Raw genomic sequence first — 23,137 nt, forward strand, 5'->3', positions numbered from 1 at the left:
TGCTTATGTAAAGTTTTATCTAAGTAAACGTTACGAATAGGGGGTACAATGGGTATTCTATGATTAGCTGATTACATAATCGTCAAAGCTGTGTAGGTGAGAGAAGGGCAAGGTCATGAAGCTTGCCACTTGAGGAGGAAGCCAAATGTTCTGGCTGGTCATTATATTACTCGTATTTATTTTCCAGGCAGCCACAATTCTATTGCTGGAATTTCGTAATCCGGCTAAAGCTGTGGCTTGGCTGTTTATTTTGTTCTGCGTACCTTTGATCGGTTTTGTAGTGTACTATTTCGTAGCGCAGGATTATAACAAACGAAAAAAACTTCGCAAGGGTGGATCGCGGATCTTCCGTGAAATGAAGGAAACGATCTGGGAACAAGCCCACATCATTGGAGATGTCGAACATATGCCTGGTGATCGTTTCAGCCACCAGCATCGATTGTTTAACCTGTTATCCCATCTGTCGGAGAGCCCGATTACAGGTTGTAATAACAGTACGGTGCTCACAAATGGTGAAGAGGCATTTGCGGCAATGCTGAGCGAAATGGAAAAAGCAAAGCACCATCTGCATGTGGAATTTTACATTTTCCGTGATGATGTGATCAGTACGAAGTTTCAGGATGTCATGATTCGCAAGGCACAGGAGGGCGTGAAGGTTCGGTTTATTTGTGACGGTCTCGGCAGTCACAAGATGAGCTGGAGTTTTATCCGCAAACTGCAGGATGCAGGTGTGGAGTTTCATTATTTTCTACCGCCACTGATTGCAACGATTGACCGAAGAGTCAACTACCGGAATCACCGTAAAATTGTTGTTGTGGATGGACAGGTTGGCTTCGTGGGTGGCATTAATGTAGGCGATGATTACCTTGGACAATATCCGGAGGTGGGTTTTTGGCGGGATACACATGTGCAGATCGAGGGAGATGCCGTGTACTTCCTGCAAAGTACATTCCTGAACGACTGGAAATTGGCTTCCGGTGAGCGAATTACCGAACCCCAGCTTGTGGAATTGTTTCCACCTCATATCTGTAGCGGGGAAGAACGAATTCAGATTCTGGCCAGTGGGCCGGATCAGGACTGGGATGCCATTCAGGAAATGTGTTTTGGAGCCATTTCGGTAGCCTGTGACCGGATTTACATTACCACACCTTATTTTATTCCTGATCCTGCCCTGTATGAGGCACTCAAAACAGCCGCTGTCAGTGGCGTTGATGTGAAAATTATCATTCCGTATCAATCCGATTCAAAGCTTGTTCATTTGGCATCCCTTTCATATGTAGAGGAACTTCTGCGAGCAGGTGTTGAGTTCTTCCAATATCGCAAAGGTTTTGTACATGCCAAAGTGATGATTGTGGATGAGTTGCTTGCAACGGTAGGCACGGCCAATATGGATATGCGCAGTTTTTTTTGCAATTTTGAGTTAACGGCTGTCCTGTTCGAGTCCTCTCCGATTCGTCGTTTGATCACTGACTTTGAACGTGATCTCGGGGAATGCAGTCAGATCAATGGGGAGGTATTTCAGAGGCGTTCTCGACGGCAAAAAGGCGCAGAAATGCTTTCTCGGATGCTTTCTCCGCTTCTTTAGCCGATTTAGGGCAGATTTCTGAAGATAAGTTCACTTTTTGTGAATTTATCTTCTTTTTGCTAAGTATTTTGCGCAAATTTGATCTTTTATGATATAATAGATATATAAATTATGTCTTGGTGAAGGAGGGGAGTCTGCGGGAAAACAGGCTCCCTTTTGTTCTCTTCTGAAAGTGCAAACCGGGATGAAGACCATTTTGAATCCATTTTATATCGCCTTTAGATGCTTGTGCTTGTATAGCCAGGGTACATGTAGAACGCTGTTTTCTAGATGTAGATTCACCCTGAGTATTTAAATGATTTATAAAATGGATTCACACACTGATTTAACGGGGGGGATACCATGTCCAATGTAACGGTGAAAGAACTAACAGCCAAGCCAGCTGACCGCGGGGTCAAAAGCTCGGTGTTTACATTAAAGCTGCTGCAACGTATTGTGATGATTCTGATTGGTGCTGCACTAATGGCTGTATCACTTGAAATATTCCTTGTGCCCAATGGCGTAATTGATGGTGGGATTACAGGTATTTCGATTATGGTGTCAGAGCTAACGCATCTGCCACTCGGAGTATTCCTGACCTTGCTCAACTTGCCATTCCTGATTCTGGGATACAAGCAGATTGGTAAAACATTTGCGTTGTCCACGCTGCTGGGGATCGTGGTGATGTCCATCGGGACTGCGTTGTTGCACCGCGTGCCTGCATTAACACCAGGAGAGCCATTGCTCGGAGCCGTATTCGGCGGATTGATCCTGGGTGTGGGGGTTGGACTCGTGATTCGTTCAGGTGGTTCACTGGATGGTACGGAGATTGTCGCCATCCTGCTGAGTGAGAAATCACCGTTGTCTGTAGGACAGATCGTATTGTTTATTAACGTGTTTATTTTCGCAGGTGCAGGATTTGTATTCGGCTGGCCGAACGCCCTGTATTCCATGATTGCATATTATATTGCGATGAAGATGATTGATATTGTGAATGAGGGACTTGACCAGTCCAAATCGGTATGGATCATTAGTGATAAATATCGTGATATCGGTTCAGCCCTGACAGACCGTCTTGGTCGTGGTGTAACTTTCCTGGATGGAGAGGGCGGATTCAGCGGAGACGAGAAAAAGATCATCTTTGTCGTGATCACCCGTTTGGAAGAAGCAAAGCTGAAGACCATCGTTGAAGATTGGGACCCGCAAGCCTTTGTGGCTATCGGTAACATTCATGATGTGAAGGGCGGACGTTTCAAGAAAAAAGGTATCCATTAGCGATTGATATACGCATGAATGATAATAGCCGACACCCTTGTGATGAGGGAGTCGGCTATTTTTTCTTCAAATGTTTGAGAATGAGCTCCACCGGTTGGGGTTCAACAGCTGCGATTAAATCACCGGTTTGGTTCAAGCGTTCAATAATGTTCATCAGATGGTAATCCTGGATGGAGACGTTACTTCTAACCTCATCCCAGGTAAGGGGTGTAGAGACAGTGGCGCCAGATTTGGCACGTGGTGTATAGGGAGCGGCAAGGGTCTTGCCTCCATAATGCTGGAGATAGTCAAAATAAATGCGGTCTCCACGGTCCTTTTTGAGTCGTTCCAGTGTGAACAGATCCGGGTGCTTCTGAGTGACATATTTACCCACAAAATAACCGATCTCTCTCAATTCATCAAAGGTTACTCCTTGCACAATGGGAACAATGATTTGAACTCCTGTTGCGCCCGAAGTTTTGGGAATAGACCTCAGACCAAGGGAAGTCAGGGTTTCCCCAACGATGAGTGCAGCTTGCATGATCCGCGGCTCGTGTTCCTGAGAGGGGTCCAGATCAATCATCCATTCACTGGGCAGATGGCTTCCCACAGTATGCAGAGAAGGATGAAATTCAAGCGCGGCCAGATTGCCAAGCCATAACAATTCGGGAAGTCCATTCATGACCACATAGCGGATGCCGTCGTGAACTTCAGTCCGCACATAATCTGGTATAGGCTCAGGGGCATTCTTTTGATAGAAAAATGTCCCTCCAGCGCCGTGGGGATATCTTATCGTGGTGAGAAGTCGATTGCTCGTATACGTGAGCAGATAAGGAGCCAGAGCGGCCAGCTTTTGCAGATAGATGGCTTTGGTGACACCCGCATCCGGCCATAACAGCTTGTCCGGGTTCGTTACCGTCAGTTCTGTGCCTTCTATTATGATGGTTCCCTGGATCTTGGGGGCCATATGGAACACCTCCTATACGTGTAATGAATTATTGAAACATGGGCCGAAACACGAGTGCAGCGAACTCTTCATCATGGAAGAAGCTGGTTCGCCAGGCAATCCTCGCGGGTTACATCCGCGAAGGTTTGAATACTGGGATGGCGTAGAGTGTGATGATGAGTCAACTCCATATATTGCACTTTGACTCCTATTCGTGGTTCCACCCAGGTGGTCTCTGCACTGCGCTCGGGTACATTATGGAACGGTCTGTCCTTCCTAATCAAAGGCTCGACTTGATGGGTGAGTTCCCGCCACGTATTGGAGTTCAATTTGCCAGTCCCGACATGACCAATATAGACAAAATTAGGCCCATCATATACACCGATCGCGACGGCATTCACAATACCGCTCCGGTACGTGACTCCCCCGATCATGGCATATACATCATGCATGATTTTGACTTTCTGCCAGCGCTGGTCCTTGCCCTGTATGCCATAACTGCTGGTGAGATCCTTGCAGACAATGCCTTCCATCTGGTGCTGTCTCATGACCGTAAGCAGGGAAGCCGCATCAAGGGTATTTGTCACCTCTTGAACGTGTGGAGCCGTGTTGAGAACCTCGTGCAACAGACGTTGTCGATCGGCCAATGGCTGATCCGTCACCCATTTCCCCTCATAGAACAGGATATCAAATACCATATATGTGACCGGAATCTGATGTATGGCTTGGGCGATACCTTCGGGTCTGCTCATCCGATCCCGCCGAAGAACATGATAAAACGAAGGTTTTCCGGTGTCTGGGTCCAGCGCAATAACTTCTCCATCCAAAATATAAGAGGAGCCTGAACATAAATTGCGTGGTGTTACCAGCTCGGGATACTGTGCGGTTCGATCATGTAATCTGCGATTCACCAGGCGCAGCTCATGCCCGTCCTCATAGGCAAGCATGCGGACTCCATCCCACTTGACCTGGGCAATCCATTGCGGTCCTGTGGGTAAGGTATCTCTGGAGATGGGTTCGAATGGAATCAACGGTTTGAACATGGGGTACTCCTTTCTTGTCCGGAGCATTAGAGAAACGAACGCCCTAAACATCATGCGTCTTTTCGATCTTCATATTTTTTGAATTTAACTTGTCGGAGTAGTCGTTAGGATGCACTAATGTGGACAGTCTTATAAAAAGCGAATGAAAAAGCCCGGGTATCCGATCTCTCTGTGATGTGAAAGAAATCAGGTACTCGGGCTTGAGTTATGAAATTATCCATAATGATCGTGTGTGTCCTAACAAAATCAATTGGCAGCGGTTAGACGTACACGGATGTTCTGTGGGTCTACCGTAAACCAGGTACCCTCCACTTGTGTAACGACTGCACCGGAATGACGCAATTGTTCAAGTGCCTGATCCAATTGTCCCTTTGTGGCGTACACAATGGTGAAGTAGTCAATTCCTGTAGCGTTATCTGGATTGACAGGTGCATTCACTCCTGCCCAGATATTAAGTCCCAGATGGTGATGATAACCCCCAGCGGAAACAAACAGCGCAGACATGTTGGCGAAGTTACCCACGATATCAAAACCGAGTATGCCGGTGTAATAGTTGCGTGCTTCTTCCAAGCTGCGGACGTGGAAATGTACATGACCAATAACGGTGCCAGCAGGCAGACCCTGCCAAGGTTCATTCTCCGATATGGCAAAAAGGCTTTCCACATCAACAGGATCACTTGCCATCACGTAGTTATTGTCGCTATCCCGTTTCCAGGTATCACGTGCACGATCGGCGTAGATCTCAATCCCGTTCTGATCGGGATCGGAGATATAGAAGGCTTCGCTGACCAAGTGATCGCCTTGGCCGATATCGATGCCGGATGCAGCCAGATTACGAAGAGCAAGACCCAGGGACTTACGGTCAGGCAGCAGGATGGCGAAATGGTACAAGCCAGCGTGTGAGCGTTCCGGCAGGGTAATTCCATCCGTGAGCTCTTCTAATCGCAGCAGGGACTGTTTTCCGTCGGCTGTCAACGTGGCCACTTTGTCACTATGCTCCAGTAATTTCAATCCAACTACTTCGGTATAGAACTTAATTGAACGGTCCAGGTTCATAATTCGGAGACTCACTTCACCCAGATGGGTTGTGGCAGGGATTTGATATGTTGTATTCATGATTGTTTCCTCCTGATAATAGATAATATGGGTGCTCGTTTAATTGTGTATATGCGTTGAAAACGGATTATTTAATTGCATATTGTTGAAGCAGAATTACAGCGTGACTGTATATTCATAAATAGGTTACTTTTCATAAGTTAATATAAAATATAAATCAGCTTTCGTCAATCGCATTTTGCAATTATAACTGGAGTTTTATTGACTAGTACTGCTTCAATCGTTCTGTAAAACAAAAAAATCCGACTGTGAAGCCGGATCGGAGTAAACCTCATTACATGAAGAGTTATATAACGGAATCGGTCTTGCCTTAGCGATATTCAAACTTTTGGTTTGGGTGTCGCCTTTTTTCTTTTGGCTGGTGCAGCAGGTGTATCGGATTCTCCTCCGGCAACCGCTTGAGCAGACGTTTTTCGCGGTGCACGTTTCTTAGGCTTGGCCGTTGTTGTCCCAGGGTCAGCCGGAATAGGCTTCACGGCCTCGATACTTGCCTGCAAGGCAGCCATCAAATCCATCACATTGGCTTCAGGTTTGGCTGGAGCAATCTTGATTTCTTCGCCTGCCACTTTGTGCTGGATAAGATCCAGCAATTTGCTGCGATAGTCATCGGTGTATTTACCGGGTTCAAAAGGCGTAGAGAGTTGGTCAATCAGCAACTTTGCCATCGTGAGTTCCTTTTCATTCACGTTCTGCACTTCAGGCAAGTTGGGCACCTGGGAGACCGGACGAATCTCGTCCGGATAGAAAATTGTCTCCATGGAGAGGCAATCTTCCAGCACACGTATGGCAGCCAGACTGCTTTTGGAGCGGATGGAAATTTTGGCGATCCCAATTTTGCCGGTATCCCGCATCGCGTTCATTAACAACTGGTAGGCATTTCCCCCAGCCTGATCGGGCGATAGGTAATATGTTTTCTGAAAATAAATCGGATCAATCTCAGTCAAGTCGACAAAATCCAGTATGGTAATGGTTTTGCTGGTGGAATCATTTAACGCTTCCAATTCATCTTTCTCGAATAGAACAAACTTTCCCTTTTCATATTCATAGCCTTTGGTGATCTCTTCCCACTTTACGTCCACTTCACAGGAGGGGCATTGACGAACATAAGCGAGCGGGCTGCCGCAGACTTTATGGATGTAACGCATGGAGATGTCTTTGTCTTCGGTAGCCGAGAACATTTTGACAGGGACATGCACAAGGCCAAAACTGATTGCACCTTTCCAGACGGTATGCATAGATCGGCTCCTTTCAAAAGGTTGTTCAAAAATTCCGCTTTTGATTACGAATCATGCCTAACGGCATGATCAGCATCGAATATGAAATTCAGCCGAAATGTCCGTTGCTCACGTAGTTTGCCTACGCTCCGCTACTCCATTTCTAGCTTTAATCCATCTTCTCGGTACTGAAAACCGGACTTTTTGAACACGGATTTATATTCAATAGTATGGGCATCTGGTGCAAGGGATAATCGTTTTGTAGACGAACGAATTCGTATGGTTCGGCGAGACTCGGGGATGATAACAGAAACATGCTTGGTTTCCGACAGGAAAACGAGCATGGGATAGGTAGTTATTCTCACAGCACATATGCCGGGAGGTGCAATATTGAAGAACAGACGTGATGAGGAAGAAGCACACAAGCATGCATTTTCTCCATATCCTCTTGCCGAAGCCGAAAGTGCTGAAGAATTCTATACACCTGCTACAGCTGTAAACTGGGAAGCGGTCACTTCGGAAGAATTGCCCCTTGATCGGGAGTCGTTCATGCTCGACATTGACCGGATGGTGAATGAAGGGTTAGGCGGGGGGCAGGTTACGGAAGATAACGGTTATATTGGTGAAAGTACAACAGATAGCATGGTTCGAGAATCACATGATGATCCGGAAGGGGAGTATGAATAAGATGATGGATGCAAAGCGCGCCAAAGCGATCTATGATTCGAAGGATACCATTGCCGTTACATTGGAGGGAGATCCTGTCTGGATCGAGAATGTGGATGAAGCCAATGGCATGGCAACCGTTCAGGTTGGCAGCAGGCCGGGAAATACCCAGACGGTTCGTGTGGACCGCTTGGAGGAGTAAATATAAGTAGCATATAGTTATTGGGCATTCGAGAATGAATAAAAGCTGAAATATATGCATAACACGGCCGGTACCGAGAGGTGCCGGTTTTTGGTTTTTCCTGGTAGATGTCTGAAACTTCGAAGGAAGCGAGTTTTGAGACACGTCTAATAAAGCATGTTATATTTCCGCTTGGCTCCTTGGATGTTGCGGGGGAAGAAAGGGACCGATATAATAAGGTTCAAAGTGAACTCAGGCGGCTGGACCGCCAAAGGTGGGGCGAATATTGAATCAGACGCACGAGCAGTGGGTGTATCAATCCCATGGCATTGCAGATACAGAAGCACTCGCTTCCGCACTCGCCAGACAGGCAAACGCCGGCATGGTGGTTGCTTTGGATGGTGATCTGGGCGCGGGTAAAACGGCATTTTCACAGAAATTTGCCTGGCATTTGGGTGTACGTGATGTGGTAAGTAGTCCCACATTCACACTAATCAAGGAGTACGAAGGGCGTCTGCCTTTATATCACATGGATGTATATCGCATATCGCTGGAAGAAGCGGATGAGCTTGGACTTGATGAATATTTCTATGGAGCCGGAGTCAGTCTGGTGGAATGGTCGAGTATCATTCCCGAATTGCTGCCGCAAGAGCACTTGCATGTGCAGATTGAAACAACGGGCCTGGAGGATCGAACGATTACACTGGATGGGTACGGCGAGACTTATGCAGCCATATGCCGACAGTTCAGACAGAATGGAGTCAAATGATGATGGAAGATTTACAAAAAGAGCCGCGTCAGCGGTTTTTGGCGTTGGACACATCCACCGCAGTGATGGCAGCTGCGATGATGGAAGATCATGCGCTTCTGGAAGAACGCAATGAACGGGCTGAGCGTAACCATTCGGTACATGTTGTACCGGTGATGGAGCAGCTGCTGGCCGCCAGCAACACACAGCCTGGCCATCTGGACGGCATTGCCGTTGGCGTTGGCCCAGGCTCGTACACGGGCATCCGCATTGCGGTGACCGCGGCGAAGACACTGGCCTGGGCGTGGGACATCCCCGTAGCCGGGGTGTCCAGCCTTCAGGCCATCGCCTGGGGCGGCTGGCACAGCGGCCTTGCCGCCAAGGCAGAAGCTGCGGCAGAGGATGCCGCAGCAGGGGCTGGCGGAACGCCATCCGCGGACCAGGGCAGCACAGGTGCTGCCCCTGTCCACTGGATCGTTCCGCTTGTGGATGCACGGCGCGGTCAAGCGTGCACCGCGCTGTTTGCCTCCGCCGGGAGCGATGCGCCCCGGCGTCTGGCGCCTGATGCCATCCGCAAGATGGACGGATGGCTGGAAGCCCTCGCCGCCCGCATGGCGGAGGCGGCGCCGGAAGAGCGGCCCGCAGCCGTCTGGATCGTCGGCGAGACGGGCCCTCATGCTGCGGCAGCGGCGGAGCTTCGCTGCCCCGCAGGAACGGCGCTCCAGCTCGTACCTTATGAGCTGGAAGGCCGCTGGGTTGGGCGCCTTGGCGCCGCCGCGCTGCTTGCAGGTCAGCGTGATGACGTGCATGCGCTGGTGCCGAATTACACCCAGCTGTCCGAAGCGGAAGCCAATCTGCTGCGCAAAGGCTAAAAGAGGTTGTTCAAAAAGTCCGCTTTTGATTACGAAGGATACCTGGTGGCATCATCAGCATCGAATATGGAATTCAGCCGAAATAAGCGGGAGGCTTACGAAGTATGTTTCCTTTGGAAACATTGTGGTTGATCACGTAGTTTTCCCTACGCTCCGCTACTCCATTTCTAGCTTCATCCCATCTTCTCGGTACTGAAAACCGGTCTTTTTGAACACGCACTAAAGGGGGAGGGGAAGCAGATGGACAATGTGGCGAATAATAAGCAGGAAGCAACGCTTCAGTTCAGGTTCATGACACTCGCGGATATTCCCGATGTGATGGAGATTGAACATGAGGCCTTTACCCTGCCCTGGACGGAAGAAGCATTTCAAAATGAATTGACACACAATCATTTTGCTAAATATATGGTGATGGAATTGGAAGGCAAGGCCATTGGCTATGCAGGTATGTGGACCATCATGGATGAAGCCCATATTACCAACATTGCAGTCAGAGGCGCGTACCGTGGACGCAAGCTTGGCGAAAAGTTACTGGATGAATTAATGAGCACAGCGGCTTATCTTGGGATGGAACGAATGACGTTGGAGGTCAGAGTCTCGAACAGCATTGCTCAGCGTTTATATCAGAAAAAAGGGTTTGAATCGGCGGGTCTTCGTAAAGGGTATTACTCCGATAATGGGGAAGATGCGATGATTATGTGGGCGAACTTGCCGTCTGCAGGCCGGAGCGGCGAAGAGGAAGGAAGCGTACTGGATTCATGAACGAAATCAATGAAAAAATTAATTCTGCACCATCTTACATTTTGGCGGTGGAGACAAGCTGTGATGAAACATCGGTAGCTGTAGTTAAGGATGGGAGAGAAGTGCTGTCCAATCTGATCTCAAGTCAGATCGAGACGCATAAGGCATTTGGTGGAGTGGTACCTGAAGTGGCTTCACGTAAACACGTTGAAGTCATTACGTTGATGCTGGAACAGGCGATTGAACAGTCCGCCATTCGTCCGCGTGATCTAAGTGCAATTGCCGTAACACAGGGGCCTGGGCTGGTCGGAGCACTGCTGGTGGGTATCGTTGCGGCCAAAACGATGGCGATGGCACTGGGCAAACCGCTCATTGGTACACATCATATTGCCGGGCATATCTATGCCAACCGACTTACTCATGAACTGCAATATCCAGCGATGGCACTGGTCGTATCCGGTGGACATACAGAACTCGTGCATATGGAATCCGAGGGCAAGTTCAAACTGATTGGTCGTACACGTGATGATGCTGTAGGCGAAGCGTATGACAAAGTAGCACGTGCATTGGGTTGTCCTTATCCGGGTGGACCGCATGTGGACCGGATGGCGTCTGAAGCTGAGGATGTAGTGCCATTACCACGGGTATGGCTGGAAGCAGGTTCGTACGATTTCAGTCTCAGTGGTCTGAAGTCTGCTGTACTGAATGTGCTCAACCAGGCCAAAATGCGCGGAGAAACTTTGGAGCCGTCTGCGGTAGCACGTGGTTTCCAGGAAGCTGTTGTTGAAGTACTGGTGGAGAAAGCGGTTAGAGCAGTTCGTGAATATGGTTCACGTCAACTGTTATTATGCGGTGGTGTTGCAGCTAACCGGGGGTTACGCTCGGCATTACAGGAGCGATGCACGAAGGAAGGGCTTGAACTGTTAATCCCTCCAATGGAGTATTGTACAGATAATGCGGCCATGATTGGAGCAGCTGCATATCTGAAATGGCAGCGGGGAGAAATTGCTGAATTTGATGCGAAGGCAGATCCGGGACTTTCCTTGGAGGAATGGTCCGTTCAGTCCGTATAGGCAAGCAGTTTGAGATTAAGAGTTGACAGCAGGGATGTAAAGAATGTATATTTAGTTACAAATTTAAACAGGAATTCAGATTCTTGAACTGATAAACGCGATGAACAGGAATAGTAAGGTCATTCCCGGTCTTAGAGAGCTGCGGTACGGTGCAACGCAGTCGAAGGAAACCTGAAACTCACCTGGAAGCGGAACGATGGAACACGGTGACTCCTTGGGAGAATCCGAAGGCCGATCATGGCCCAAAGTACATGGTTACGGGTTGCCTCCGTGAATGGGCCGTTGTTGGTAGGACCGTTTTTACAAGGATCAACTGACGATAACTGAGGGGGCTTTCAGGCTGCTTCAAGTGATCCGGATATGCGAAAGCATTCAGGGGTTGTCTTGAATGAACAGGAAGGAGGTCAACAAGAGTGGTACCGCGAAGGTGAACAGCCTGTCGTCTCTTGCATTATTGCATGAGGTGGCAGGCTTTTTTTGATTTTCAAAATAAGGATGAATGAAGTTAGGTCATATTATAAATGTGATGAACGGGAGCAGTAGAACGATAAAGCGCTCAGAGAGCTGCGGGGTGGTGCGACGCAGTGGCTGGAATCCTTCGAATCTCGCCCGGGAACGGAGCTGTGGAAGCGTGGGGACGATATCAATCGCCCAGTTGTCCTGATGGACAACAACATGTGTTACACAGCAACGGTTAACCCCCGTTATAGGGTGTTTCTCCGAATTCCATTAGTGTCGTGTGTGTACGCACATCTAGCGGATCTCGGAGACGACGAGGTGGATGGAGTCCCGGCGCAAGCCTGGCCCATCAAGCGAGAGTGGTACCGCGGAGGGGATAATAACCCGCCGTCTCTTATATGAGATGGCGGGTTATTTGTGTTTGCTGCCGGCAGCAGGGTGGGCATGGGAAGAACCATATGGAGATTGAAAAGTCAGAGGATCAGGGTGTAAGTCGACGTACACTCTGTCATGAGGGTAAGCGGGATATACAACGAACCAGTAATGAACATTGAACAACAAGTATAGACACTAACATTCAACAGGTATTAGTAATCACCAAGGACTAAGCTACAAACAACATACGCGTTTACAAACAAAATATATAACAACAGGGACGGTGATCAGCGGGTGTTCTGTGGCTCGTGGGTCGCAACGAAAATGTTTATAAAAATTTGATGGAGGTTGATGGATATGACAACAACTAATAACAAACGCATGATTGAAATTTTTGATACAACGCTGCGTGATGGAGAACAGGCACCAGGGGCAAGTCTGCAGCCCGAGCAAAAAATTGAACTGGCACACCAACTGGCTTCTCTGGGTATCGACGTCATTGAGCCTGGATTCCCGATCTCCAGTCCAGGTGAGTTCGCGGCGGTTCAGGCGATTTCGAGACAGTTGCAGAACGTGGAAATCTGCGGATTCGCGCGTGCGGTCAAAGGTGATATCGATGCAGCTGTTCAAGCAACAGCGGATGCAGCACGGCGCCGAATTCACCTGTTTATCTCTTCTTCGGATATTCATATTGAGCATCAACTGCGCCGTCCGCGCAGTGAAGTGGTGGCTACCGCTCGTGAGATGGTATCTTATGCCCGCCAGTTCACGGACATCGTAGAGTTCACAGCTATGGATGCTGCCCGTACCAAGATGGACGATTTGATTGAAATGGTTGAAGTAGCCATTGAAGCTGGAGCGAGCATTATTAATCTGCCGGATACGGTCGGTTATGCCCTGCCACATGAGTATGGCGAGATGTTCCGCCGGGTGCGTGAGGGTGCAAGAGGCGGCGATCAGGTTCGCTATAGTGCCCACTGTCATAATGATCTGGGCCTGGCCGTAGCGAATAGCCTGGCTGCCATTGCCAATGGAGCTACCCAGATTGAAGTGACCATCAATGGTATCGGAGAACGGACGGGGAACTGTGCACTGGAAGAACTGATTATGGCGCTGGAGACTCGGGGAGATGTAATTGGGGCAACGACGAACATTAAGCTGAATCAGCTGTATGAGACTTCACGTCAGATTAGCCGTGCGATGCACTTCCCGATTGCGTACAACAAACCAGTGGTGGGACGTAATGCATTCCAGCATGAATCCGGCATCCATCAGGATGGTCTGCTGAAGAATCGCAGCACTTATGAGATTATGGACCCGGAAGCGCTGGGTATCCCACGCAGCATGATTATTTTGGGCAAACACTCTGGTCGTCACGCCCTGAAGGATCGTGTTCGCAAATACGGTTTTGAGCCGGATGAGCAACAGATGGAGCAATTGTATGAGGTGTTCAAAGAAACCGCAGACCAGCAAAAAGTGGTCAGTGACGACCAGTTATTGCAGATGGTTAGCCAGACCATGAATATTCCTGCACAGGACTATGAACTGGTTGAATTGCAGGTGACGGCGGGCAGCATGACGGATCGAATGGCCGCCGTTCGCATTCGCACAAGCGCTGGAGAACACTCTTACTCCGCTGTTGGCGGGGGACCCGTGGATGCGACCATTCGTGCGATTGGTCAGAGCATTTCCGATGACATTGCATTTGTAGATATGGAGATGCATGCCTTGAGTGGTGGAGAGGGTGCAAGTGCGGAAGCTGTAGTTACCGTGGAGCGTGCAGGACGTGAGTTCCGAGGAACAGCAACACATAATGATATCGTCATGGCTGCCGGTCTTGCTTATGTAGCGGCTTGTAATGCTGCTGGGCTGAAGGCTGAGTCTTCCGAACATCATGAACAAGAAGCACATGCGTAAAACATCTTTGCCAGATCGCATCTACAGCGGCAATAGTAGCAATTGCAATTCGATGTAAATATGCATGACATATAGTAAATAAATGACGGGCAGGCCTTGAACGACAAAGGTCTGCTTTTGTCTTATTATGGAGGAACATTAAGGGGTGGAAGGATGCATTTGTCAAGGTGTGACTATAGTTATCCACATATCCAGTGTAATTTGTGGGTAACTACCGCAAAGTCAAACCAGTATAGTTTTCGAAACGAAAATGGTTTAGGGGATAGAATGACTCCTTACTATCCACAAAGTTGTGGATAAAGTGGATAACTTAGTGGATAAATATGGTTTTTGTGTGTAAAAGGCTATTCTACCGCTGTATAATTAAGCTTATTAATGTGCTTGCTATCTTGCTTTCTTGTGGATAAGTGTGAGAGAAAAGGGGATAAAAATATTTCTCTTCATTCGAGTAAATTTGACAAAAGTCAAAACAGCTTCCCTAACCTCCGTATGTTAGAGATCAATCTCAAGGAACATAAAGAACATAAGGTGCATAGCTTCACTACTCATCCTCAACAAACAAAAAGCTGATCCCAATAAGGAATCAGCCGGTAGTAAAACTATACTTGCATGGACGCGATCAAGCATGGTCGAGTCTGTACTATTCCGTAGCTAGTTCTTCCCAGTCCTCGTATGCTTTGGTGAGTTCTGCTTTGTGTTCCTCCGATTGTTGCTGGAGTTCTTGCAGCTTCATATAATCCTGATAGATTTCAGGCAGAGCCATCTGTGCCTCAAGTTCGGTAATCTTCGTTTCCAACTCCGCAATCTGTTGTTCCAGAGCTTCCTGCTTGCGTTGCCGGTTACGTTCTTCACGTTTCGCCTGTTTTTCCGCTTCGAATGAAGCCGCTCCGGATTTTTCGGTTGTGGCTGTGTTCAGATCGGATTTGGACGAGTTCTTGGTTGAAGCCTGACGTGCCTCAGCAGCTTCACGTGCGATGTCCTCAAGCTCCTGTTTTTTCTCCACATAATCATCGTAATTACCGAGATATTGTTCTGTGCCGCCTGGATGAAGTTCAACAATGCGTTCAGCCATTTTATTGAGGAAATACCGGTCATGGGAGATGAACAGCAGGGTGCCTTCATAATCCATTAATGCCGCTTCCAGCACTTCTTTGGCAAACAGGTCGAGATGGTTCGTAGGCTCATCCAGAATGAGCATATTGGCTTCCTTCAGCATCAGCTTGGAGAGAGAGACACGTGCTTTCTCACCGCCGCTGAGGGAGGAGATTTTCTTGAGCACATCGTCACCGCTGAACAAAAAGTTCCCCAGTACGGTCCGAATGCGTGCTTCTTCCATCCCGGGATAGGCACTCCACAGTTCTTCCAGAACCGTGTTGGACGGATTGAGCCCAGTCTGTTCCTGATCATAATAGCCAATCTGCACTTTTGTTCCCCATTGGATCTCCCCGGTTACCGGACGTAAACTTCCAGTAAGACACTTCAGCATGGTGGATTTACCAATACCGTTTGGACCAATCAGAGCAACCGTTTCCCCGCGCCGCAGATCGAAGGATACGTTGCGGAACAATGGAGAAGCCTCGTCATAAGCGACGGACAGCTGATCCACTCGAAGCACTTCCTTGCCGGACATAACGGCGGTTTCGAAGGAAAAATGGGCTTTTTTCAAATCTCCCATCGGTTTATCAAGCCGCTCCATTTTGTCGAGGGCTTTGCGCCGGCTTTGCGCCCGTTTGGTCGTCGACGCACGTACAATGTTTTTCTGGACAAAATCTTCCATCTTGGAGATTTCACCCTGTTGTTTCTCATATTGCTTCATCTGAGTTTCATATTCGGCAGCTTTGAGCTCCATATAACGGCTGTAATTGCCCGTATATTTTTTGGAGCGGTGACGTTCGATCTCAACGATGGTTGTTACGAGTCGATCAAGGAAGTACCGGTCATGGGATACCACGAGCAGTGCGCCTGAATAACCTCTCAGATAATCTTCCAACCAAGTAAGGGTGGCGATATCGAGATAGTTGGTAGGCTCGTCCAGCATGAGCAGATCGGGTGCCTGAAGCAAAATACGAGCAAGCGCAAGGCGTGTCTTCTGCCCGCCGCTCAGAGTAGCAATGGGGGTGTCTGGCGAAAATTCGCCGAATCCCATCCCGTGCAGTACACTGCGAATGCGGGTTTCCATCTCATAACCGCCATGGTCCTTGAACCAGTCGGAGCGTTTCGCATAACGTTCCAGCAGATCAGCATACTTTTTCTCGTCTTCCATCTGGGCAGGGTCGGCAATATCGCGTTCCATCTGACGCAAATCAGCTTCAGCCTGTGTCAGGTGAGCGAAGACGTTCATCATTTCTTCCCAGATGCTGCGATCGGATTGCAGCCCGCTGTTCTGAGCGAGGTAACCGAGCGTTGTTTCTTTGGACTTGAAAATCTGTCCTCCGTCATAGGACATTTCACCGGCTACAATTTTGAGCAAAGTGGATTTCCCTGCACCGTTTACACCAACGAGGCCGATGCGCTCGCGTTCTAATATTTGTAAGTTCACGCCGTCCAGGATTGGATCGACACCAAAACGTTTGATAATTCCGGATACTTGCAGCAGCATAAAATTAAGTTCCTCCATAGGTCCAGTTCTTGATATGACAACTATATCCCAGTTTACATGAAATACAGAGCAATTGCACCGATTGGGAACGCATGGGGCATGTAGTCTTTTTGATCAATCAATGATAAACTGAAAGAAGGCATGTTATTACATGAGGATTTTGCAGAAAATGAATCATTTTAACCATTTCAACAAGATGACAACTGGTCATAACATATAAATTGTTTTTAATGAGAGCTTTTTTCTACCTTCCCTATCAACAGGAGGTTATTCAAGGATATGCAGGATCATGCGGAACTGAAAAGTCAGCTTCGATCCAGACTAAGACAGAGCCGTGATTTGATGGATGCGAGCATGCGTCAGCAGGCAATGACTAAGATTAACGCTGGAGTGAAGCGGGAGCTGGAGCGCCTTAGACAGGCCAAGAGTAAGGTCGTGAACAGACCACTCGTTATATTCAGTTATTTGTCCTATGGAAGCGAAGCATCCACAGCTTTTCTGTTTCAAGAGGGCTGGAACCATGGAGATGTGATGCTTGCACCGAAAGTATTGGCGAATCCACCCCGAATGGAGCTACGGCGAGTGACCGGAGAACAGGATCTGGAGCCAGGAATATGGGGGATACCCGAACCTAAGGATTCCTGTGAAGTCCTGACGCCTGATGATTGGCCGGATATCGATCTCGTATGGGTACCGGGGCTTGGTTATGATCCCCATGGAGGGCGTATTGGTTATGGTGGCGGTTATTATGATCGTTTTGCCGAGACGCTTGCAGCAACATGTGTGATGACGGGCAAGAAACCTTTGATGGCTGCGATGGTATTGCCGGGTCAGCTACAAGAGGAGATCCCAATGGACCTGCTCGATCTGCGGATTGATCTGTTGATAACAACCGAAGGTATATTACATATCGAATAAAGGGTTGTGATGTGATTGAGTTCAGAAGTGAACAACGGCCAGGCTTCGGGTGGCAAACTGACCCATTTTAATGAACAGGGGCGGGCCCGGATGGTTGATATTTCGGGTAAGGAAATTACCGTACGTACGGCTGTGGCCGTAACGAAAGTGACGATGAATCCAGATACACTGGAAGCGATTCGGGAGGGCCGAATCGGCAAAGGTGATGTTCTGGCTGTGGCTCAGATTGCCGGGATTCAAGGCGCGAAGAAAACGTCGGACTGGATTCCGATGTGCCATCCGCTGGCACTGACGGGTGTGGATATTCGTTTTCATGACAACGGAGTGGATGAATTACACATTGAAGTTACTGTCAAAACCGAAGGCAAAACGGGTGTTGAGATGGAGGCACTTACGGCTGCCTCAGCTGCAGCACTGACGGTCTATGACATGTGCAAGGCCATGCAAAAAGATATGATTATCGGTCCAACCATGCTGAATTCCAAGAGTGGTGGCAAAAACGGTGATTACAGCCGATAGGCAATATTTATTTTCATAGAGGAGAAGGGTGATCTTTATGGTGTGGAGAACAGCAATCCTGACAGCCAGTGACAAAGGAGCCCGCGGGGAACGTGAGGATACGAGTGCACAAGTCATTCGGGAGCTGGTGGAAGAAGAGCTGGGTGGTCAAATCGTGGAGTACCGTATCGTTCCGGATGAACCCGATGAGATTATTGCGGCTTTGATTGAGATGACGGATTATTTTCACGCCGATCTGGTGCTGACTACCGGTGGCACGGAGCTGGCCATTCGTGATATTACTCCGGAAGCGACCCGGCGCGTAATTGAGCGGGAAGTTCCCGGGATGGCAGAGGCCATGCGGTACAGTGTAATGAGCAAAAACCGTTCTGCAATGCTTTTCCGTGGGGTATGTGGCATTCGTGGACGCACGCTGATTGTTAATCTGCCCGGTACACCAAAGGGTGTGCACGAACATCTGGCGGCCATTATGGATCAGCTTCCGGAAGCGCTGCTGATGGTTACGGGTCAGTTCAAGCAATAATCGAGCACGGACTCTGGGGCAAGATATCCGATTAGCCATGAACCGGTGTTAGATTGTTATAGTGACATCTCTTATTTGTGAATTTTGCGGGTTATGTAAGTGGTTACATCTATGGTATGATGGGCTTAAATTAAGAACGCAGCAGAGACATCTATGAACATCTGGCCGAGTATGCGCATCTTCGAAGCTTGAGACGAGGAGGATTATCAATGTTAAGTTCCATTGGACCAACGGGTTTTATTTTGCTGGCCGTGATTGCATTGTTGTTGTTTGGACCCAACAAACTTCCGGAACTGGGACGTGCAGTTGGGCGTACCTTCCGTGAATTCAAAGAGGGCGCTCGCGAGATTATCTCTGAGGATGACTCGTCCAATCGCAAAGAGCAGGAGAAAGCGAAACCGCTGGCGGCTGAGAGCACACCTGCAGACAAGCCTGCTGATAAACGCCTGCCGGAATAATCTTGACGGCAATGAAAGAGAAATCCCTTCCTGCCGGAAGGGTTTTGTATTTTAAGCTGGCAATAATGGGGGGCAGGCATGACGCAGCAAATGGAAGAAATGTCGATTACGGAACATCTGAGTGAGCTGCGGAAGCGGCTGATCTACGTATTAAGTATTTTTGTGCTGGGACTGATTGCAGGATTTTTTGTGGCGGACCCGGTATACCAATATCTGACCAAGGCAGAGTCGGCAAAAGGTTTTGTATTGCATGCCTTCTCGTTTTGGGACGGGATTGGCATCTACATGAAGATTGCAGGGCTGTTTTCACTTATAATTACACTTCCATTTACGGTGTATCAGATCTGGAAGTTTGTTAGTCCAGGGCTAAAGCCGCGCGAACGAAAAGCGACGCTGAAGTATGTGCCCTATGTGTTTCTCTTATTTCTGACAGGAATGGTTTTCTCGTATTATGTTATTTTTCCGATGGCACTTGCCTTCACAACAGCGATTACGGAGAAGATGGGGCTTGTGGAGACCTACGGGATGAAGCAGTATTTCAGCTTCCTGTTTGGCATTGTGCTGCCTGTGTCCCTGTTATTTGAACTTCCTTTACTTATTATGTTTCTGACAGGACTGCGGATTCTGAATCCAATTCGTCTTCGCAAGATGCGTAGAGTGTCTTATTTTGTTCTGATCTTCATTGCGGTGGTCATTACACCTCCAGATTTTATTTCCGATCTGCTGGTGATGATTCCCTTGCTCTTGTTATATGAGATCAGTGTGTTATTATCCGCAATCGTATATCGCAAGCAGCTTGCAGCCGATGAAGAGATCGAATCCCGTTACGTTCGTGCCGAGGATAAGAAACATGCGGGCTGAATGAGGATAAGCTGTAATGTGCCCGGAAAAGACGGTATGTTCTTATCCGGGCTATTTCTTCTGTAGACTGCCGACCACCACGACAGGACAAGCAGGCATATTATGTTCAACAATGGATACAATGGGAAAGGGACTGTCTGCTAACGTTGCAGAAGGGCTAAACAATTGCGTAGAATAAGATTAGTGAATTGCAACATATAACCAGGCACAGCGGGTGTAATTTGGTTGTGTTCGTGTAAATTCATCGTAAATTCTCGCAGGAATTCGTCAAAAGGACTTGAAATCATGCTTCAAGTTGAGTATCATAAAGTTGGTTGTTAGCACTGAACACTGTCGAGTGCTAATACATATGGCTACAACCTACAATGTAACGTTATATAATTTCAAAAGGAGGCTATTTTTCATGATCAGACCTTTAGGTGAACGCGTATTGGTAGAACCACTGGAGCAAGAACAAACAACTTCTTTCGGGATCGTACTCCCGGACTCCGCCAAAGAAAAACCGCAAGAGGGTAGAATCATTGCAGTTGGTGCTGGAGTATTGAAAGACGGCGTACGTGTAGCTTTGGAAGTGAAAGAAGGAGATCGCGTTATTTTCTCCAAATATGCCGGTACAGAAATCAAATTCGAAGGTAAAGAATATTTGATTATGAAAGAAAGCGATATTCACGCGATTCTCGACTAATTCAAATTTAATCGGATAACCGAACCATATAGCACGACCATTTTTCAACAAAAACTAGGGAGGTTTTCTTAACATGGCTAAAGACATTAAATTCAGTGAAGACGCTCGTCGCTCCATGCTTCGTGGTGTGGACGCATTGGCTAATGCAGTAAAAGTAACACTCGGTCCTAAAGGCCGCAACGTGGTTCTGGAGAAAAAATTCGGAAGCCCACTCATCACTAACGATGGTGTAACCATTGCTAAAGAAATCGAACTGGAAGATGCATTCGAGAACATGGGTGCACAACTGGTTAAAGAAGTAGCAACCAAAACCAACGATGTTGCCGGTGACGGTACTACAACAGCAACTGTATTGGCGCAAGCGCTGATCACAGAGGGTCTGAAAAACGTAACTGCAGGCGCTAGCCCAATCGGTATCCGTAAAGGGATCGACAAAGCGGTTAAAGCTGCGGTTGCTGAATTGCAATCCATCTCCAAACCAATCGATTCCAAACAATCCATCGCACAAGTTGCAGCAATCTCTGCAGCTGACGAAGAAGTAGGCGAACTGATCGCTGAAGCTATGGAAAAAGTAGGTAAAGATGGCGTTATCACAGTAGAAGAATCCAAAGGATTCGCTACAGAGCTTGAAGTGGTTGAAGGTATGCAATTCGACCGTGGATACATCTCTCCTTACATGATCACGGATACGGACAAAATGGAAGCTGTTTTGGACAATCCGTACATCTTGATCACAGACAAAAAAATCTCCAGCACGCAAGATATCTTGCCATTGCTTGAGAAAATCGTTCAACAAGGCAAACCGCTGGTATTGATCGCTGAAGATATCGAAGGCGAAGCACTGGCTATGCTGGTTGTGAACAAATTGCGTGGTACATTCAATGCTGTAGCTGTTAAAGCTCCAGGATTCGGTGACCGTCGTAAAGCAATGCTACAAGACATCGCTGCCCTCACTGGTGGCCAATTGATCACGGAAGAACTGGGTCTGGACCTGAAATCCGCTGTTGTGGAACAACTGGGTACAGCTCGTCAAATCCGTGTAACAAAAGAAAACACAATCATCGTTGACGGTGCTGGTAACAAATCCGATATCGATGCACGTGTTAGCCAAATCCGTACACAACTGGAAGAAACAACTTCCGAGTTCGACAAAGAGAAACTACAAGAGCGTCTGGCTAAATTGTCCGGCGGTGTAGCAGTAATCAAAGTTGGTGCAGCTACTGAAACAGAATTGAAAGAACGCAAACTTCGCATCGAAGATGCCCTGAACGCAACTCGCGCTGCGGTTGAAGAAGGTATCGTATCCGGTGGTGGTACAGCGCTCATGAACGTATATAGCGCGGTTGCAGCTGTAGCTCTGTCCGGTGACGAGCAAACAGGCGTAAACATCGTCCTGCGCGCTCTGGAAGCACCAATCCGCACAATCGCAGCTAACGCTGGCGAAGAAGGTTCCGTAATCGTGGAACGTCTGAAAAAAGAACAAACAGGCATCGGCTTCAACGCTGCAACTGGCGAGTGGGTTAACATGATCGAAGCTGGTATCGTTGACCCTGCAAAAGTAACTCGTTATGCATTGCAAAACGCTGCTTCTGTAGCAGCAATGTTCCTGACTACTGAAGCAGTTATCGCTGATAAACCAGAACCAGCAGGTGCTGGCGGCGGAATGCCTGACATGGGCGGTATGGGTGGAATGGGCGGCATGATGTAATAAAGGTGTAAAAACCTTTAAAGCATCATGTGCCTAGCAGAGTGAATTCTCGTTACGATGTGACAAGAATTTGTGAAGCAGTCACTGATACAAATTATAAACAACACAAAAACCACTTCTTAGTAATTATTAAGGAGTGGTTTTTGTGTTGTTGAGTATTGGTATAATCAAAGTCAGTATTAAGAGATATGGAGGGCATATATCATGAAACATATTAGAAAAATGATATTAGCAGTTTTGATGTCTGTTGCTGTTATTATCTTAATTTATAATTTCACTTCTGATTCCGAACGAAAATTTGTAAAAGTAAATGAAGCTAGTGATACTCCATTAACGACACTCACAGTAATCAATAATGAGGATTTCGCAGGTACTACAAATACGCATTGGTTTGATATTCCAACAGGGTTTAGTTATGTGAAAGTGAGTTTTAAAAACACGGGTTCGAAACACTTCACGTTCACGATCAATGAAGGATCTACTAGTGGAACTGAAATATTGTATGGCAGGGTCCCGGCAGACGGAAAAGAGCATACATATTATAGTGACAAAGCATTGTCGACGGGTTCGTATTATGTAAGTACCTCTTCTGCGCAAGGGATGTCGGGCATATTGGATGTTTCTCTTGGAACTGATGTTAATTAAAGATTCGGTAATTCGCTCTAAATGTAGATTTGAAGCCCTGTGATTGAAACCT

The 23,137-nt window shown here is 47.8% G+C and carries 22 protein-coding genes and 1 other annotated feature; of the genes, 17 read left to right on the top strand and 5 right to left on the bottom strand.

Features of this window, described 5'->3' with window-relative positions; translation table 11 throughout:
• Nucleotides 1–145: 145 nt before the first annotated feature.
• Together cls and MKY92_RS06500 are read left to right on the top strand one after the other, a co-directional pair.
• The gene (gene cls, locus MKY92_RS06495; RefSeq protein ID WP_339299777.1) at nt 146–1,585 is read left to right on the top strand and encodes a cardiolipin synthase; all 1,440 of its coding nucleotides are present in this window, start codon (nt 146–148) and stop codon (nt 1,583–1,585) included.
• A gap of 342 nt (nt 1,586–1,927) precedes the next feature.
• The gene (locus MKY92_RS06500) at nt 1,928–2,839 is read left to right on the top strand and encodes a YitT family protein (protein ID WP_076209625.1); all 912 of its coding nucleotides are present in this window, start codon (nt 1,928–1,930) and stop codon (nt 2,837–2,839) included.
• 55 nt (nt 2,840–2,894) lie between these two features.
• Here the strand turns inward: MKY92_RS06500 and ligD are convergent, their stop codons facing one another.
• The 4 genes from ligD to MKY92_RS06520 all read right to left on the bottom strand — a co-directional run bounded on the left by ligD (nt 2,895) and on the right by MKY92_RS06520 (nt 7,158).
• Nucleotides 2,895–3,785, bottom strand: a complete 891-nt coding sequence (gene ligD / locus MKY92_RS06505) for a non-homologous end-joining DNA ligase (protein ID WP_339299779.1) — start codon at nt 3,783–3,785, stop codon at nt 2,895–2,897.
• 71 nt (nt 3,786–3,856) lie between these two features.
• Nucleotides 3,857–4,807 carry an RNA ligase family protein gene (locus tag MKY92_RS06510; protein WP_339299781.1) on the bottom strand — a complete coding sequence of 317 codons (951 nt, stop codon included), beginning with the start codon at nt 4,805–4,807 and terminating at the stop codon, nt 3,857–3,859.
• A gap of 246 nt (nt 4,808–5,053) precedes the next feature.
• Nucleotides 5,054–5,923 (bottom strand): VOC family protein, encoded by an 870-nt coding sequence (locus MKY92_RS06515; protein ID WP_339299783.1) that lies wholly within the window; start codon nt 5,921–5,923, stop codon nt 5,054–5,056.
• A 320-nt stretch (nt 5,924–6,243) separates the two neighbouring features.
• Nucleotides 6,244–7,158 carry a Ku protein gene (locus MKY92_RS06520; protein WP_339299785.1) on the bottom strand — a complete coding sequence of 305 codons (915 nt, stop codon included), beginning with the start codon at nt 7,156–7,158 and terminating at the stop codon, nt 6,244–6,246.
• Between the two features lie 369 nt (nt 7,159–7,527).
• Between MKY92_RS06520 and MKY92_RS06525 the strand changes: the two genes are divergently transcribed.
• The 7 genes from MKY92_RS06525 to MKY92_RS06555 all read left to right on the top strand — a co-directional run bounded on the left by MKY92_RS06525 (nt 7,528) and on the right by MKY92_RS06555 (nt 14,169).
• The gene (locus tag MKY92_RS06525; RefSeq protein ID WP_036668952.1) at nt 7,528–7,824 is read left to right on the top strand and encodes a hypothetical protein; all 297 of its coding nucleotides are present in this window, start codon (nt 7,528–7,530) and stop codon (nt 7,822–7,824) included.
• 4 nt (nt 7,825–7,828) lie between these two features.
• Nucleotides 7,829–8,005, top strand: a complete 177-nt coding sequence (locus MKY92_RS06530) for an H-type small acid-soluble spore protein (RefSeq protein WP_026081228.1) — start codon at nt 7,829–7,831, stop codon at nt 8,003–8,005.
• 265 nt (nt 8,006–8,270) lie between these two features.
• Complete coding sequence (gene tsaE, locus MKY92_RS06535; protein ID WP_339299786.1) at nt 8,271–8,753, top strand: tRNA (adenosine(37)-N6)-threonylcarbamoyltransferase complex ATPase subunit type 1 TsaE; 483 nt, start codon at nt 8,271–8,273, stop codon at nt 8,751–8,753.
• Nucleotides 8,720–9,604: a tRNA (adenosine(37)-N6)-threonylcarbamoyltransferase complex dimerization subunit type 1 TsaB gene (gene tsaB, locus MKY92_RS06540; RefSeq protein WP_339299787.1), complete on the top strand. Its 885-nt coding sequence runs from the start codon at nt 8,720–8,722 to the stop codon at nt 9,602–9,604. The genes tsaE and tsaB overlap by 34 nt, the downstream gene beginning before the upstream one ends.
• A 240-nt stretch (nt 9,605–9,844) precedes the next feature.
• Complete coding sequence (rimI, locus tag MKY92_RS06545) at nt 9,845–10,366, top strand: ribosomal protein S18-alanine N-acetyltransferase (RefSeq protein WP_036668955.1); 522 nt, start codon at nt 9,845–9,847, stop codon at nt 10,364–10,366.
• The gene (gene tsaD, locus MKY92_RS06550) at nt 10,363–11,418 is read left to right on the top strand and encodes a tRNA (adenosine(37)-N6)-threonylcarbamoyltransferase complex transferase subunit TsaD (protein ID WP_339299788.1); all 1,056 of its coding nucleotides are present in this window, start codon (nt 10,363–10,365) and stop codon (nt 11,416–11,418) included. The genes rimI and tsaD overlap by 4 nt, the downstream gene beginning before the upstream one ends.
• Before the next feature lie 517 nt (nt 11,419–11,935).
• Nucleotides 11,936–12,275: a binding site (T-box leader), on the top strand.
• A 334-nt stretch (nt 12,276–12,609) separates the two neighbouring features.
• A complete protein-coding gene (locus MKY92_RS06555) occupies nt 12,610–14,169 on the top strand; it encodes a 2-isopropylmalate synthase (RefSeq protein WP_339299789.1) in 1,560 nt (519 codons plus the stop codon).
• Nucleotides 14,170–14,809: 640 nt separating this feature from the next.
• Here MKY92_RS06555 and MKY92_RS06560 read toward each other — a convergent pair.
• Entirely contained in the window at nt 14,810–16,768 is a 1,959-nt protein-coding gene (locus tag MKY92_RS06560; RefSeq protein WP_339301717.1) for an ABC-F family ATP-binding cassette domain-containing protein, read from the bottom strand.
• Between the two features lie 279 nt (nt 16,769–17,047).
• On the opposite strand from MKY92_RS06560, the gene MKY92_RS06565 reads away from it, so the two are divergent.
• The 8 genes from MKY92_RS06565 (at nt 17,048) to MKY92_RS06600 (ending at nt 23,085) form a co-directional block, all read left to right on the top strand.
• The gene (locus MKY92_RS06565) at nt 17,048–17,686 is read left to right on the top strand and encodes a 5-formyltetrahydrofolate cyclo-ligase (RefSeq protein WP_339299790.1); all 639 of its coding nucleotides are present in this window, start codon (nt 17,048–17,050) and stop codon (nt 17,684–17,686) included.
• 27 nt (nt 17,687–17,713) lie between these two features.
• Nucleotides 17,714–18,205: a cyclic pyranopterin monophosphate synthase MoaC gene (gene moaC / locus MKY92_RS06570; protein ID WP_306068493.1), complete on the top strand. Its 492-nt coding sequence runs from the start codon at nt 17,714–17,716 to the stop codon at nt 18,203–18,205.
• A gap of 37 nt (nt 18,206–18,242) precedes the next feature.
• The gene (locus MKY92_RS06575; protein WP_017690080.1) at nt 18,243–18,728 is read left to right on the top strand and encodes a MogA/MoaB family molybdenum cofactor biosynthesis protein; all 486 of its coding nucleotides are present in this window, start codon (nt 18,243–18,245) and stop codon (nt 18,726–18,728) included.
• A gap of 209 nt (nt 18,729–18,937) precedes the next feature.
• Nucleotides 18,938–19,186 carry a twin-arginine translocase TatA/TatE family subunit gene (gene tatA, locus MKY92_RS06580; RefSeq protein ID WP_036611264.1) on the top strand — a complete coding sequence of 83 codons (249 nt, stop codon included), beginning with the start codon at nt 18,938–18,940 and terminating at the stop codon, nt 19,184–19,186.
• A gap of 78 nt (nt 19,187–19,264) precedes the next feature.
• Nucleotides 19,265–20,047: a twin-arginine translocase subunit TatC gene (tatC, locus tag MKY92_RS06585; protein WP_339299792.1), complete on the top strand. Its 783-nt coding sequence runs from the start codon at nt 19,265–19,267 to the stop codon at nt 20,045–20,047.
• Between the two features lie 403 nt (nt 20,048–20,450).
• Nucleotides 20,451–20,732, top strand: a complete 282-nt coding sequence (groES, locus tag MKY92_RS06590; RefSeq protein WP_017690077.1) for a co-chaperone GroES — start codon at nt 20,451–20,453, stop codon at nt 20,730–20,732.
• A 73-nt stretch (nt 20,733–20,805) separates the two neighbouring features.
• Complete coding sequence (groL, locus tag MKY92_RS06595) at nt 20,806–22,440, top strand: chaperonin GroEL (protein WP_036611259.1); 1,635 nt, start codon at nt 20,806–20,808, stop codon at nt 22,438–22,440.
• Nucleotides 22,441–22,644: 204 nt separating this feature from the next.
• Nucleotides 22,645–23,085, top strand: a complete 441-nt coding sequence (locus MKY92_RS06600; RefSeq protein WP_339299794.1) for a hypothetical protein — start codon at nt 22,645–22,647, stop codon at nt 23,083–23,085.
• The last annotated feature ends 52 nt before the right edge of the window (nt 23,086–23,137 follow it).

The organism is Paenibacillus sp. FSL R5-0623 (assembly GCF_037974265.1).
Taxonomy (GTDB): Bacteria; Bacillota; Bacilli; order Paenibacillales; family Paenibacillaceae; genus Paenibacillus.

Excerpts from the sequence above, each read along its gene's own strand:
- cls (WP_339299777.1), top strand. The coding sequence starts at position 146 with ATGTTCTGGCTGGTCATTATATTACTCGTATTTATTTTCCAGGCAGCC.
- MKY92_RS06500 (WP_076209625.1), top strand. The coding sequence starts at position 1,928 with ATGTCCAATGTAACGGTGAAAGAACTAACAGCCAAGCCAGCTGACCGC.
- ligD (WP_339299779.1), bottom strand. The coding sequence starts at position 3,785 with ATGGCCCCCAAGATCCAGGGAACCATCATAATAGAAGGCACAGAACTG.
- MKY92_RS06510 (WP_339299781.1), bottom strand. The coding sequence starts at position 4,807 with ATGTTCAAACCGTTGATTCCATTCGAACCCATCTCCAGAGATACCTTA.
- MKY92_RS06515 (WP_339299783.1), bottom strand. The coding sequence starts at position 5,923 with ATGAATACAACATATCAAATCCCTGCCACAACCCATCTGGGTGAAGTG.
- MKY92_RS06520 (WP_339299785.1), bottom strand. The coding sequence starts at position 7,158 with ATGCATACCGTCTGGAAAGGTGCAATCAGTTTTGGCCTTGTGCATGTC.
- MKY92_RS06530 (WP_026081228.1), top strand. The coding sequence starts at position 7,829 with ATGGATGCAAAGCGCGCCAAAGCGATCTATGATTCGAAGGATACCATT.
- tsaB (WP_339299787.1), top strand. The coding sequence starts at position 8,720 with ATGCCGACAGTTCAGACAGAATGGAGTCAAATGATGATGGAAGATTTA.
- rimI (WP_036668955.1), top strand. The coding sequence starts at position 9,845 with ATGGACAATGTGGCGAATAATAAGCAGGAAGCAACGCTTCAGTTCAGG.
- tsaD (WP_339299788.1), top strand. The coding sequence starts at position 10,363 with ATGAACGAAATCAATGAAAAAATTAATTCTGCACCATCTTACATTTTG.
- MKY92_RS06555 (WP_339299789.1), top strand. The coding sequence starts at position 12,610 with ATGACAACAACTAATAACAAACGCATGATTGAAATTTTTGATACAACG.
- MKY92_RS06560 (WP_339301717.1), bottom strand. The coding sequence starts at position 16,768 with ATGCTGCTGCAAGTATCCGGAATTATCAAACGTTTTGGTGTCGATCCA.
- MKY92_RS06565 (WP_339299790.1), top strand. The coding sequence starts at position 17,048 with ATGCAGGATCATGCGGAACTGAAAAGTCAGCTTCGATCCAGACTAAGA.
- MKY92_RS06575 (WP_017690080.1), top strand. The coding sequence starts at position 18,243 with ATGGTGTGGAGAACAGCAATCCTGACAGCCAGTGACAAAGGAGCCCGC.
- tatA (WP_036611264.1), top strand. The coding sequence starts at position 18,938 with ATGTTAAGTTCCATTGGACCAACGGGTTTTATTTTGCTGGCCGTGATT.
- tatC (WP_339299792.1), top strand. The coding sequence starts at position 19,265 with ATGACGCAGCAAATGGAAGAAATGTCGATTACGGAACATCTGAGTGAG.
- groES (WP_017690077.1), top strand. The coding sequence starts at position 20,451 with ATGATCAGACCTTTAGGTGAACGCGTATTGGTAGAACCACTGGAGCAA.
- groL (WP_036611259.1), top strand. The coding sequence starts at position 20,806 with ATGGCTAAAGACATTAAATTCAGTGAAGACGCTCGTCGCTCCATGCTT.
- MKY92_RS06600 (WP_339299794.1), top strand. The coding sequence starts at position 22,645 with ATGAAACATATTAGAAAAATGATATTAGCAGTTTTGATGTCTGTTGCT.